The sequence below is a fragment of the Janthinobacterium kochi genome (assembly GCF_051380715.1).
In the GTDB taxonomy this organism is placed as follows: domain Bacteria; phylum Pseudomonadota; class Gammaproteobacteria; order Burkholderiales; family Burkholderiaceae_D; genus Janthinobacterium.
In genome coordinates this window covers 1-12,027 of sequence record NZ_JBNYXO010000013.1, presented here as the reverse complement: position 1 = coordinate 12,027, position 12,027 = coordinate 1, and the positions used below count along the sequence as shown (strand labels likewise).

General features: G+C 63.4%; 9 protein-coding genes. 5 read left to right on the top strand and 4 right to left on the bottom strand.

The features are described 5' to 3' along the window. Positions 1–106: 106 nt before the first annotated feature. The 4 genes from ACQ4WL_RS22495 to ACQ4WL_RS22480 are packed head-to-tail and all read right to left on the bottom strand — an operon-like array spanning position 107 to position 4,710. Entirely contained in the window at positions 107–1,183 is a 1,077-nt protein-coding gene (locus ACQ4WL_RS22495; RefSeq protein ID WP_071079118.1) for a BMP family ABC transporter substrate-binding protein, read from the bottom strand. A gap of 21 nt (positions 1,184–1,204) precedes the next feature. Then, the gene (locus ACQ4WL_RS22490; RefSeq protein WP_436511745.1) at positions 1,205–2,134 is read right to left on the bottom strand and encodes an ABC transporter permease; all 930 of its coding nucleotides are present in this window, start codon (positions 2,132–2,134) and stop codon (positions 1,205–1,207) included. Continuing rightward, positions 2,127–3,203 (bottom strand): ABC transporter permease, encoded by a 1,077-nt coding sequence (locus ACQ4WL_RS22485; RefSeq protein WP_436511744.1) that lies wholly within the window; start codon positions 3,201–3,203, stop codon positions 2,127–2,129. Before ACQ4WL_RS22485 ends, ACQ4WL_RS22490 begins: the two co-directional genes overlap by 8 nt. Then, positions 3,196–4,710: an ABC transporter ATP-binding protein gene (locus ACQ4WL_RS22480; protein ID WP_436511743.1), complete on the bottom strand. Its 1,515-nt coding sequence runs from the start codon at positions 4,708–4,710 to the stop codon at positions 3,196–3,198. Before ACQ4WL_RS22480 ends, ACQ4WL_RS22485 begins: the two co-directional genes overlap by 8 nt. Positions 4,711–5,099: 389 nt before the next feature. Between ACQ4WL_RS22480 and ACQ4WL_RS22475 the strand changes: the two genes are divergently transcribed. The 5 genes from ACQ4WL_RS22475 (at position 5,100) to ACQ4WL_RS22455 (ending at position 11,969) form a co-directional block, all read left to right on the top strand. Then, a complete protein-coding gene (locus tag ACQ4WL_RS22475; protein WP_423245172.1) occupies positions 5,100–5,963 on the top strand; it encodes an outer envelope protein in 864 nt (287 codons plus the stop codon). Between the two features lie 78 nt (positions 5,964–6,041). Next, positions 6,042–7,919: a type VI secretion system baseplate subunit TssF gene (gene tssF / locus ACQ4WL_RS22470; RefSeq protein WP_436511742.1), complete on the top strand. Its 1,878-nt coding sequence runs from the start codon at positions 6,042–6,044 to the stop codon at positions 7,917–7,919. After that, entirely contained in the window at positions 7,883–8,929 is a 1,047-nt protein-coding gene (tssG, locus tag ACQ4WL_RS22465) for a type VI secretion system baseplate subunit TssG (RefSeq protein WP_436511741.1), read from the top strand. Before tssF ends, tssG begins: the two co-directional genes overlap by 37 nt. A 77-nt stretch (positions 8,930–9,006) precedes the next feature. Continuing rightward, positions 9,007–11,148 carry a type VI secretion system Vgr family protein gene (locus ACQ4WL_RS22460; protein WP_436511740.1) on the top strand — a complete coding sequence of 714 codons (2,142 nt, stop codon included), beginning with the start codon at positions 9,007–9,009 and terminating at the stop codon, positions 11,146–11,148. A gap of 2 nt (positions 11,149–11,150) precedes the next feature. Next, positions 11,151–11,969: a DUF2169 domain-containing protein gene (locus ACQ4WL_RS22455; protein WP_436511739.1), complete on the top strand. Its 819-nt coding sequence runs from the start codon at positions 11,151–11,153 to the stop codon at positions 11,967–11,969. The last annotated feature ends 58 nt before the right edge of the window (positions 11,970–12,027 follow it).

Genomic DNA, 12,027 nt, shown 5'->3' with positions numbered 1-12,027 from the left:
TCCGGTACGGGCCTATTCAGGCTCTGCAGTGTGGATGGGCCGGGAATGCGCTCCCGGCCCGGCTCCCGTTTCCGGCAATATTACAGCATGTTTACAGCCACTCCTATTACTTTCCGGAAACTTTCCCTGCCACGCCTTCGACAAAATAATCCATCTTCGTCAGCGCCGCATCGTCCAGCACGCCTTTCTCCAGGCGCACCTTGCCATCGTTATCCTTGATCGGTGCACTGAAAGGATTGAGCTTGCCAGCCACCAAATCTTTCTCACGCGCCAATACAAACTGTTTCACATCGGCGGGCACGGCGGCGTTGATGCCTTCCAGCTTGACCATACCATCCTTGATGCCGCCCCAGGTGCTGCTGGACTTCCACGTACCGTCCAGCACGGCTTGCGCCTGCTTCGTGTAGTACTCGCCCCAATGGTGGGTGACGGCGGCCAGCTGCGCCTTCGGCCCGTACTTTTTCATGTCCGAGTGGTAGGCGATCGCATACTTGCCCTTCTCTTCCGCTGCCTGCACCACGGCGGTCGAGTCCGTGTGGTGGGTGACCACGTCGGCGCCCTGGCCGATCAGGGTGATGGCCGCGTCGCGTTCCTTGCCCGGATCAAACCAGCTATTCACCCACACCACTTTCACTTCCGCCTTCGGGTCGACGCTGCGCATGCCGCGCGTGAAGGCGTTAACGCCCTGCAACACTTCCGGGATGGGAAACGCCGCCACATAACCGGCCACATGCGTCTTGCTCATCTTGCCTGCCAACACGCCAGCCAGGTAGCGGCCTTCGTAGAAACGCGCATTCGTGTTGGCCACGTTGACGGCCGTCTTGTAGCCAGTCAGGTGGATGAACTTCACATTAGGAAATTGCTTCGCCACTTTCAAGGTGGGATTCATGTAACCGAACGAAGTCGTGATGACCAGCTTGCTGCCCGTTTGCGCCAGGTCGCGGATCACGCGTTCCGCATCGGCGCTCTCCGGCACGTTTTCCACAAACTTGGTGGTGATCTTGTTGCCCAGCGCCTTTTCCATTTCCTTGCGCGCCTGGTCATGCTGGGTGGTCCAGCCCGCGTCGCCGATGGGGCTGATGTAAACAAAACCGACATTCAATGGAGCGGCGGCGGGCGCGGCGGCCATGGCAGGCATCAGAATGGCACTACAAACGGCGGCGCACAGTAATTTCTTGGACATGGTTTTCCTTGTGGTGAGTGATTAATTTCCGGGATTGAAATTTTTCCCCAGTGAAGCGGGCATGTTGAGCTTGATGTAATTGGCATTGCTGGAAATCAGGACCAGCACGACGATGGCCGCCAGATACGGCAGCATCGACAGCAGTTGCGAAGCGATGGGCACGCCCAGCGCCTGCGCATGGAAGGTCAGAATCGTGATGCCGCCGAACAGGTAGGCGCCGCCCACCACGCGCGCGGGGCGCCAGGTGGCAAACGTGGTCAGCGCCAGCGCGATCCATCCGCGCCCCGCCACCATGCCCTCGACCCACAGCGGCGTGTACACGAGCGACAAGAACGCGCCGGCCAGGCCGCAGCAAGCGCCGCCGAACAGCACGGCCGCCAGGCGGATGCGGCGCACGGGATAACCGAGCGCATGCGCGGACGCGGGAGATTCGCCCACGGCGCGCAGCACGAGTCCCGCCCGCGTGCGGTACAAAAACCAGGCGATGGCTGTGCACAGCAGCAGGGACAGATACACCATCGGATGCTGGCGGAACAGGGCCGGGCCCAGCACGGGAATGTCTTCCAATAAAGGGATGCCGAAGCGGCCGTTCTGCAAGCTGTTGCCAACATACTTCAGGCCGATGTAGGTGGAGGCGCCCGCGCCGAACAGCGACAAGGCCAGACCCGTCGCATACTGGTTCGTGCCCAGCCATACGGTCAGCCAGGCAAAGAAGCCGGACAAGACCATGCTGGCGCCCGCCCCCGCCAGGAAGCCCAGGGTGGGGCTGCCCGTGTTGACGGCCACGGCAAAGCCCGTGATGGCCGACACCAGCATCATGCCTTCCGCGCCCAGGTTCACCACGCCCGCCTTTTCATTGACCAATAAACCGAGCGCGGCGAGCATCAGCGGCGTGCCCGCATTGATGCTGGCGGCGATCAATGGCGCTATCGTCAGAGCCAGGTTATCCATGTTTTCTCCAGCGCAATTTGTATTGGATCAGCACATCGCAAGCGAGCAAGGCGAACAGCAAGATGCCCTGGAACACGCCCGTAATCGCGCTGGGCAGCCCCAGGCGCGATTGCGCCAGTTCGCCGCCGATATAGAACAGGGCCATGACGAAGCTGGAAAAAATCACGCCGACGGGATGCAGCCGCCCCACGAAGGCGACGATGATGGCGGCAAAGCCGTAGCCGGGCGAGACCGTGGGTGTGAGCTGTCCCATCGGTCCCAGCACTTCGCAGGCGCCCGCCAGGCCGGACAGGGCGCCGCAGATCAGCAGCGACGACCATAAAGTCTTGCGCGAAGAAAAGCCCGCATACCGCGCGGCGGCCGGCGCCATGCCGCCCACGCGCAGGCGAAAACCCGAAATACTGCGCGACAAATACAACCAGCCGCCCAGCGAGGCCAGCAAGGCAAACACGATGCCCACATGCAAGCGCGTGTCGCTGATCACCATCGGCAACAGCAAGCCGTCGGACAGCAGTTTTGATTGAGGGAAGTTGAAGCCTTCCGGGTCGCGCAGCACGCCGTACACGAGATAGCTGAGCAGCAATTGCGCGATATACACCAGCATCAGCGAGACGAGGATTTCGCTGGCGTTGTAGCGGTCGCGCAGCCACGCCACCAGGCCCGCCCACGCCATGCCGCCCGCCATGCCCGCCAGCAGGGACACGCCGATGATGGCCGCGCCGCCCACGCCATCGTCCAGGTACAGGGCCGCCGCGCCGCCGCAGATGGCGCCCAGGGTCAGCTGCCCTTCCGCGCCGATGTTATAGATATTGGCGCGAAAGCAGATGGCCAGGCCCACGGCGATCAAGAGCAGCGGCGCCACCTTGATGCCCAGCTCGGACCAGCCGTGCGCATCGCGCAAGGGTTCCACGAAGAAGACGGCCAGTCCCGCCAGCGGATCGTGTCCCAGCGCAAGAAACAGCAAAGCGCCGCACAGCACGGTGAGCAGCACGGCCAGCACGGGCGAGAGCCACGACATCAGGCGCGACGGTGTCGGACGGGCTTCCAGGCGCAAGGCAAACTTAGCCATGGGCTACCTCCTGTGGCCACAGCCCGCTCATCCATTGCCCCACCTGAGCCACGCTGGCCTCGCCCACATCGAGCGATGGTGAAATCTTTCCTTTCGCCATCACCAGCAAGCGGTCGCTGATCTCGAACAATTCATCGAGTTCCTCTGATACCACCAACAAGGCGCAGCCCGCGTCGCGCAGCGCCAGCAATTCGGCGCGGATTTGTGCGGCCGCGCCCACGTCCACGCCCCAGGTCGGCTGCGCCACCACCAGCACGGTGGGTTCGCGCATGACTTCGCGTCCGACTATGTATTTCTGCAAATTGCCTCCAGACAAGCTGCGCGCCAGTGCCTGCGGCCCGCCCGCCTTCACCTGGAAGCGCTCGATGATGGCGGCCGCCCGCTGCGCGATGACGTGATGACGCACGAAGCCGTGGCGGATGGTGGCGGGGGTCTGCAAGCTCAGCAGCACATTGTCGGCCAGCCCCATGTCGGGCACGGCACCGCGTCCCAGCCGCTCCTCCGGCACGAAGCCGAAGCCCAGGGCGCGCCGGCGGCCCGGCGGCAAGCGTCCCGCCTGGGTGCCGTTCAGCACGATACTGGCGGGGGCCGCGCGCATGTCCTCGCCCGACAGGGCGGCCAGCAATTCCTGCTGACCATTGCCGGACACGCCCGCGATGCCGACGATCTCGCCCGCGCGCACGTCGAAACTGATGTCCGTCAACTGCGTGGCAAACGGGTGGCTCTTCGCCAAGTCCAGCTGCCGCACGCTCAGCATGACGGCACCGGGCGTGCGCGCCACGCGCGTGACGGCGGGCGGTTCGGCGCCGATCATCATGCGCGACAGGCTGGCCGCCGATTCCTGAGTGGGGTCGCACACGCCCGCGTTCTTGCCGGCGCGCACCACCGTGCAGGTATGACACAGGGCGCGGATTTCGTCGAGCTTGTGGCTGATGTACAGGATGCTGCAGCCTTCGGCCGCCAGCTGGCGCAAGGTAGTAAACAGTTTCTCCACGGCGCCCGGCGTCAGCACGGAAGTCGGTTCATCGAGGATCAACAGTTGCGGCTTGGCCAGCAGGGCGCGCACGATTTCCACGCGCTGGCATTCGCCCACCGACAAGGTGTGCACGTGGCGCTGCGGTTCCAGGTCCAGGCCATACTGGCGCGCCGTCGCCTCGATGCGCTGCGCCAGTTCCGCCATGTTGGTGCCGGCGGGCAAACCGAGGGCGATGTTTTCCGTCACGGTGAGCGTGTCGAACAGGGAAAAGTGCTGGAACACCATGGCGATGCCCAGCGCGCGCGCAGCCGACGGGTTGGCGATCTCGACCTCGCGGCCATTCCACAGGATGCGCCCGCCATCGGGTTGCACAGCGCCATAGATGATTTTCATCAAGGTCGATTTGCCGGCACCGTTTTCGCCGAGCACGGCGTGAATCTGTCCGGGCGCCACGGTAAGGCGGATGCCGTCATTCGCCACCACGGACGGATAGCGCTTGCTGATGTCGTGTAATTCGAGACGTGCCGTCATTGTTTTTTTCGTGCCTCGCTAAGTTGTCCGTCTATTGATCGGCGCGGCGTCAAGCCATCGCGATAGCTATCGTATCGGCATCCGCGGATGCTTGGGGGCTGGCGTTTGGCAGTCCATTTCTATTTCTGCAAAAAAACAACACCTGTATACAATTTTGAAAAAAATTAGCTGCTTTGCAGCCCCCGCCTTGCCCCACAAGGGCTGGAAGATGCGATGATTATATGCAAGAAATGATAGTAGGTATGTAAATACTGCATATTGTCTGATGCCGCGTCTCTCGCATCATGGATTGAACGGCGCGCATTCTGCGGCAACGCAGCGCATCATGCGCCCTACGCGCCCCGCCATCCCTTGTATCCGTTTTCCAACACCGCCATCAGGAGCCGAAAGTGCCAAAAACCATACCGTGTCTATTGCTCTGCCTCACTACCACCCTCGGCGTGGGTGCAACCGCCCAGGCTGCCGAATGGAGCGATACCGCGCTGAGCTGGCGCGCCGGCAATGATTACCGCGAACCGTTCAATCCGGACGACATCAAGAAAAACATCTTTGCCATCACGCACGCCAGCGGCTACAAATACGGCAGCAACTTCGTCAACCTCGATTTCCTCATGTCCGACAGCAAGGACCCTGGCGCGCTGGGCAAGACTTCCGGCGCGCAAGAGGCGTATCTGGTGTACCGCAACACCATCGACATCGGCAAGGTGCGCGGCAGCGACATCAAGTTCGGCCCCGTGCGCGGCGTCGGCGTCACCCTGGGCTTCGACGTCAACACGAAAAATGACGTCGGCTACAACTCGCGCAAGCGCATGCTGGTGGCCGGCCCCACCCTGATGTGGGACGTGCCCGGTTTCTTCAACACCAGCCTGCTGTTGCTGCGTGAAAGCAATGCCCCCAGCGGCGCCTTCCCGCCCATCTCGCAAGTGACGGGGCGCTACACGTATAAAACGCACGCCATGCTGACGGGCGCCTGGGGCATTCCCCTGTCGCCGCTGTTCTCGTTCGAAGGTTTCTTTAACCTCATCGATTCAAAAGGCAACGATGAAGTGGGACGCAAGACGGCGGTGGAAACGAATATCGACATGCAGGTGATGTTCGACGTGGGCGCGGCCCTGGGCAGTCCGAAAAATACCTTCCGCGTTGGCCTGGAATACCAGTACTGGAAAAACAAGTTCGGCAACTCGGCCGCCACCACGGGCAATGTGGGCCAGACGGCGAAGACGCCGATGATACGCGCGGAGTACCATTTCTAAGAATCATTGTCACGCATCAACATCCTCGGTCGCGCCTGATGCCAGCATGAAGCTTTCCAGCTGGCGGAGAGCGCGACCGTGGAACAACTGCTGCCGTATTACGAGCGTGAGCTGGGCTTGTTTCGCCAGTACACGCGCGAGTTTTCCAGCCGCTATCCGAAAGCGGCCGGGCGCCTGCTGATCGCCGGCGACACCTGCGAAGATCCGCATGTCGAACGCCTGATCCAGTCCGTCGCCCTGCTCACGGCCAGGGTCGCCAAGCGCCTCGACGACGCCTATCCGCAATTCACCCACGCCCTGCTCGACACCCTGTACCCGCACTATCTGCGGCCGTTTCCCGCATGCTCCATCGTGCGCATCGCCGCCGACGAGGTGCCCGGTGGCGGCCAGCTGGCCCAGCTTGCGCATGTCCCGCGCGGCACCGTGCTGCGTTCGCAACCGGTGCAAGGCGTGGCCTGCAAGTTCACCAGCGCGTATGACGTGACCCTGGCGCCGCTGGTCATTTCTCGCCTGCATTTTTCAGCCATCATCGACGCGCCGCCAGGCCTGCGCCTGCCTGCTGGCGCCAGCGCCTTGCTCAGCATTCAATTCACCAGCAGCAGCGACAACTATCATCTGGATCAGCCGGGTTTTGCCAGCCTGCGCCTGTTTGCAGATGGCGAACCGTCCGTGCGCGCGGCCCTGCTCGACGCCCTGTTCCTGCGCGGCGCGGGCGCGTACGTGGCGCTGGATGAACACAGCCCGTGGCTGGCCGTCGATGGCACGCCGCTGGCGCCGGCCGGCTATGCCCAAGACGATGCACTGATCCCCATTTCCGCCCGTTCGCACCCGGCCCTGCGCCTGCTGACCGAGTACTTCGCCTTTCCGGAAAAATTCCATTTCATCGATATCGCCTGGTCCAGGCTGGCGGCCCTGTTGCCGAAGCAATGCCGCCAGTTCACCTTGCACCTGCCCCTCAAGGGCGTGCGCAGCGACAGCCACGAGGCGCGGCTCTTGTCCGGCGTCAGCCCCGATAATCTTTTGCTCGGCTGCACGCCTGTCGTCAACCTGTTTGCCAAGTCCGGCGTGCCGATCCGCCTCACGCATACCGAACCCGACTACGCCCTGCTGGCCGATGCCACGCATGCGTTTGCCTACGATATCCACAGCATCGAGTCCGTCACAGTGGTGCGCAAGGACGAGGCCGGCGAGCGCCTGAGCACCTTCTTGCCGCTGTATGCCTCGCTGCAAGGTACCCAGGCCAAACACGGTCAAGAGCATGGCCAGGAGCATGGCCCAGAGCATGGCCAATATTGGCTGGCGCGCCGTGACGAAACCGTGGCGGCCATCAGCCCCGGCCATGAAATGCGCCTCAGCCTGATCGACCCGCAATTTTCGCCGGGCAGCGCGACCTGCGCCACCGTCTCGACGCAGCTACTGTGCAGCAACCGCGACTTGCCCACGCAGTTGCATTACGGCTTGCCCGGCGGCGACCTGCTGGCCGAAGACGTGCCTGACGGCATCCCCGCGCGCTTCCTGCGCAAGCCCACGCCCAGCATGCGCTTCCTGGCGGACACGCACTGGCGCCTGATTGCGCACCTGTCGCTCAATTACGCCAGCCTGACGCAAGCGGGCCTGGGTGAATTCCAGAAAATGCTGAACCTGTACGACCTGCCCCGTTCGCCCACCACGCAGCGCCTGATCCAGGGCATCGTCACGCTCGACCACGGCAGCACGCGCGCGTGGATGCCAACCGTGCCGTTTCCCACCTTGATGCCCGGCATCGCCATCCGCATGGGCATCGACGAACAAGCCTTCGTCGGCAGCAGCATCTATATTTTCGCCCAGGTGCTGCAGCGTTACTTCGCCCTGAACAGCCAGCTCAACTGCTTTAGCCAACTGACGCTGCTGTCACAGCGCAGCGGCGAGGAACTCATCCGATGCCCGGAACGCAGCGCCGACGCCACCCCAGCGTGATCCAGCAATTGCTCGACGCGCCGCAGCGCTTCGAGTGCTTCCAAGCGCTGCGCCTGCTGCTGGCGTGGCTGGCCGAACACGGCATCGATGAGCACACGGCACTGGCAAAGATCCTGCGCTTCGACAACAGCGTCTCGCTGCGCTTTCCCGCCAGCCAGGTCGAGGCGCTCACGACAAACGGCATAGCCGATGCGGATGCTCTGCTGCAAGCGCTGCTGTCCGGCCACAGCCAGCACCTCCACCTCACGCCCGCCTTCATGGGCCTGCTGGGCTGCCAGGGCAGCTTGCCCAGCCACTATTCGGAGCGCATCGCCGCGCACCAGCATAGCGAACGCGACACCAGCGCGCGCGCTTTTCTCGACCTGTTTTCCAGCCGTGCCGTCGCCCTGTTTTACCAGGCGTGGCAAAAATACCGCATCGAGCAGGCCAGCCACAGCGGCGCCTTCCTGTCGCGCCTGCTGGACCTGGCCGCGTGCCAGCCGGGCCAGGGCCAGGACGAGGCGGCGATCGGCCTGTACAGCGGCTTGCTCCAGCAACGCAACATCTCGTCCCTCGTCATGGCGCGCATCCTCGGCGACCACTTTGGCGTGCCTTGCCACATCGACGAAGCGACGGGCGCCATGGACGCGCTGGCACCGCGCGAACAAACAGCGCTGGGCATGGCCAATGCCGTGCTGGGCCAGCGCGCCACCATCGGCGCGCGCTGCCGCCGCCCGGACCTGGCCGTACGCCTGCGCCTCGGCCCGCTCACGGCGCAGCAGCACGCCAGCTTCCTGCCGCGCGCGCCTGCTAGCCAAGCGCTGCGGCACATGCTGATGCTGTTCGGTCAGCCGCTCGTGCGCTACGAGATCGTGCTGGTGCTGCGCGCCAGCGAGGTGCGGGGACTGGCATTGACGAGCGCGCCACAAGGCGGACTCGGCTGCAACAGTTTCCTCGGCGCTGCAGCATCACCGCGCCACCGCGACGACATGCATTACGAAATGCAATTGATGCCCTCACTCAAGGATTGAAGCTTGCGGCGGCGCAAAACGCCTGTGTTCGCTATTGCTACAGTCGGTCAACGATTCCTACCGTGAAGCGATGCGCGATGAGCCAGTTCCCCGATACGACGGCGGCATGGACGGCATTAACGGGCGACATGCAGGGCCAGCGCCTGCTGCGCCTGCACTTTCCGCATGGCGACGGCCCCGCCGGCATCCAGTTGCTGGCCAACAGCCTGGATGCCAGCGAAAGCCTGTCGCGCGACTTTTCCCATGTGGTGGAAGTGCTGTCCGACAACGCCGCCATCGCGCTCGACAAGGTGATGGGCAAGATGGTGGCCATCGAACTGGTGCGCGAAGACGGTACTTTGCGCTACTTCAATGGTTACGTGTTCGAGTTCCGCTTCCTGCGCACGGACGGCGGCTTCGCCTTTTATGAAATGGTGCTGGAACCGTGGCTGGCGCATCTGCACTTGCGGCAAAACAATGCCGCCTTCCACGGCCTGACGGTGGCGGCGCTGACGGACAAGGTCTTCGATGACTACCTGATGCGCGACTACAAGCTGGCCGCCAGCGGCCTGGACCCCGCCATCACCTACACGTGCCAGCACAACGAGAGCGACCACAACCTGCTGCACCGCCATTGGGAACAGCTGGGCTGGCACTACCGCTACGAACACCGCCTTGATGGCCACACCTTGTGGCTGGACGACGACAGCACTACCGGCAAGCCCATCGATGGAGAATCGAGCGCCATGCCCTTCCAGCACCAGGCCGGTTCCCTGGAGGACGATGGCGTGCATCAATGGCGCACGGTGCGGCGCATGGCCCCGGCCCAGATGACGGTGGCCAGTTTCAACTTCAAGAATCCGCGCAGCGCCCGCGCCAGCCGCGACTCGCTGAACCGGCAAGGCGCCGTGCCGTCCCTGGAAGTGTATGAAAACACGGGCAGCTACGGTTTTAAAAACATCGACGATGGCGAAGCCCTGGCCCAGCGCCGCATGGAAGAGCGTGACGCCCAGGGCCAGCTGTTCGAGGCGCAGGGCAATGACCGCACGGCGCAGCCGGGACGCTGGTTCACCCTGGACGGGCATTTCGACAGCGCAGCTGGCGAATACCTGATCCTGTCCGTGCACCACTACGCCAGCAACAACTACCAGCAAGGGCACGGCGCCACCTCGCACTACAGCAACACATTTACCTGCATCCCCCGCGCCACTCCCTGGCGCCCCGGCCGCAATTTTCATAGCCGCGAACCGAAGATCTACGGCGTGCAGACGGCGACCGTCGTCGGGCCGCCCGGCGAGGAAATCCATACGGACGGTTATGGTCGAGTGAAGGTGCAATTCCACTGGGACCGCCTGGGCACCTTCGACGACAAAAGTTCGCCGTGGATACGCGTGATATCGAACTGGGCCGGCCCGAATTTCGGCCACATCAGCCTGCCCCGGGTGGGCATGGAAGTGGCCGTCCAATTTCTCGACGGTAACGTCGCCATGCCCATCATCATCGGCTGCGTCTACAACGCGCGCAATATGCCGCCGTGGGAGCTGCCGGCCAACAAGACGCAAAGCGGCATGCTGAGCCGTTCCTCGAAAAAAGGTTCCGCTGCGCATGCCAACGCCTTGCGCTTCGAAGACCGCAAGGACGCGGAAGAGCTGTGGCTGCATGCGGAAAAAGACCAGCGCATCGAAGTCGAGCATGACGAATCGCACTGGGTGGGCAATGACCGGCGCAAAACCATCGACCGCGATGAAACGGTGCACATCAAGCGCGACCGCACGGAAACGGTGGACCACGATGAAGACATCACCGTGCACAACAACCGCCGTGAGCGCGTCGATCATGACGAACACATCGACATCGGCGACAACCGCCGCGAACACGTGGGCGGCAACGAGCAGGTGCAGATCGACGGCCACCGTTCGGAACGGGTGACCCTGGCCAAGGACGAAACGATCGGCCTGGCCAAGGTGCTGACCATCGGCGCCGCCTACCAGACCACCGTCATCGGCGCCATGAACACCACCGTGGTGCTGGCGCAGGCCGAGCAGATCGGCCTGACGAAAAGCGTCATCGTCGGCGCCGACAGCACGCTCACGGCCACCGATTCACACACGATGACGGTCGGCACGTCGAGCATCACCATCACGCCGGGGCGCATCGAACTGGTTGCCGATGAAATCATCATCCGCGGCACATCGAAAGTGCAGATCCATGGCGACGACATCGACAACAACCCGGGCTGACGATGAACGACGCCGGCACAGCCCATTTCAACATCCCCAACCTGCTCTTCGACAACCGCACGCCGCACGCGGCCAGCCAGTTCGACATGGTCGACCAGTTTGGAGAGGCCTTTCATGTGGTAGTAGCGCGCATGGGCTACACGCTTGGCCCCTGCGGCGCGGACGGCCTGGCCAACCTGCTGCCCATGGCGCGCCCATCGCCGCTGGCCACGCAAGACCGGCACCTGCACGATGACACGCAGGCGGGCACGCTGCAGGAAAGCGACTTCGCGCCGTATAAACCGCGCTGCGACGTGATCGTCAATGGCGTGGCGCACGCGCCGCGCGGGCAGGCGATGCCGCAATTTCTCGTCAACCTGAAGGTGCGGTCAGAAAAGAAGACCCTGATCGACAAGACCTTGCAAGTGTGTGGCGAGCGCGCCTTCCGCAAGAAAGCTGTCCTCACGCGCCTGGCGCAGGGCTGCGCCCGCATCGCCACCGTGGGCTTGCTGCGGCCCAATCCGTGGCAGCTATCCGCACCGGTAGCGTTCCTGCAACTGCCGCTGCACTACGCCTACGCGTATGGCGGCCAATGCCGCATCGAGGCCGATGACTGCAACGCGGCGGCGCACGATTCCTGCCAGGCCAATCCGCTGGGACGGGGTTTTGCGCGCCACTGGTACCTGGACGTGAAACAGATCGATGAGGTGCCCGCACCGCGCATCATGGATGCATCTCTGCCATGCACGGCAGCCCAGTTCTGGCATGGCGCCGGCGGCAAGGTGAGGTGTACTGTCAATAGCGGACACTCTTGTTTCAAGCCACCCGTGGCTGTTTGCTGAATTTCTCAGCGAACAACGCGGGCGGAACATTGCCAAGGCGCGAATGGCGTCGCTGGCG

What these genes read in the sequence shown, in the direction of transcription:
- ACQ4WL_RS22490 (WP_436511745.1), bottom strand. Translation starts at nt 2,134, where the DNA reads ATGGATAACCTGGCTCTGACGATAGCGCCATTGATCGCCGCCAGCATC.
- ACQ4WL_RS22455 (WP_436511739.1), top strand. Translation starts at nt 11,151, where the DNA reads ATGAACGACGCCGGCACAGCCCATTTCAACATCCCCAACCTGCTCTTC.
- ACQ4WL_RS22480 (WP_436511743.1), bottom strand. Translation starts at nt 4,710, where the DNA reads ATGACGGCACGTCTCGAATTACACGACATCAGCAAGCGCTATCCGTCC.
- ACQ4WL_RS22485 (WP_436511744.1), bottom strand. Translation starts at nt 3,203, where the DNA reads ATGGCTAAGTTTGCCTTGCGCCTGGAAGCCCGTCCGACACCGTCGCGC.
- tssG (WP_436511741.1), top strand. Translation starts at nt 7,883, where the DNA reads ATGCCCGGAACGCAGCGCCGACGCCACCCCAGCGTGATCCAGCAATTG.
- ACQ4WL_RS22495 (WP_071079118.1), bottom strand. Translation starts at nt 1,183, where the DNA reads ATGTCCAAGAAATTACTGTGCGCCGCCGTTTGTAGTGCCATTCTGATG.
- ACQ4WL_RS22460 (WP_436511740.1), top strand. Translation starts at nt 9,007, where the DNA reads ATGAGCCAGTTCCCCGATACGACGGCGGCATGGACGGCATTAACGGGC.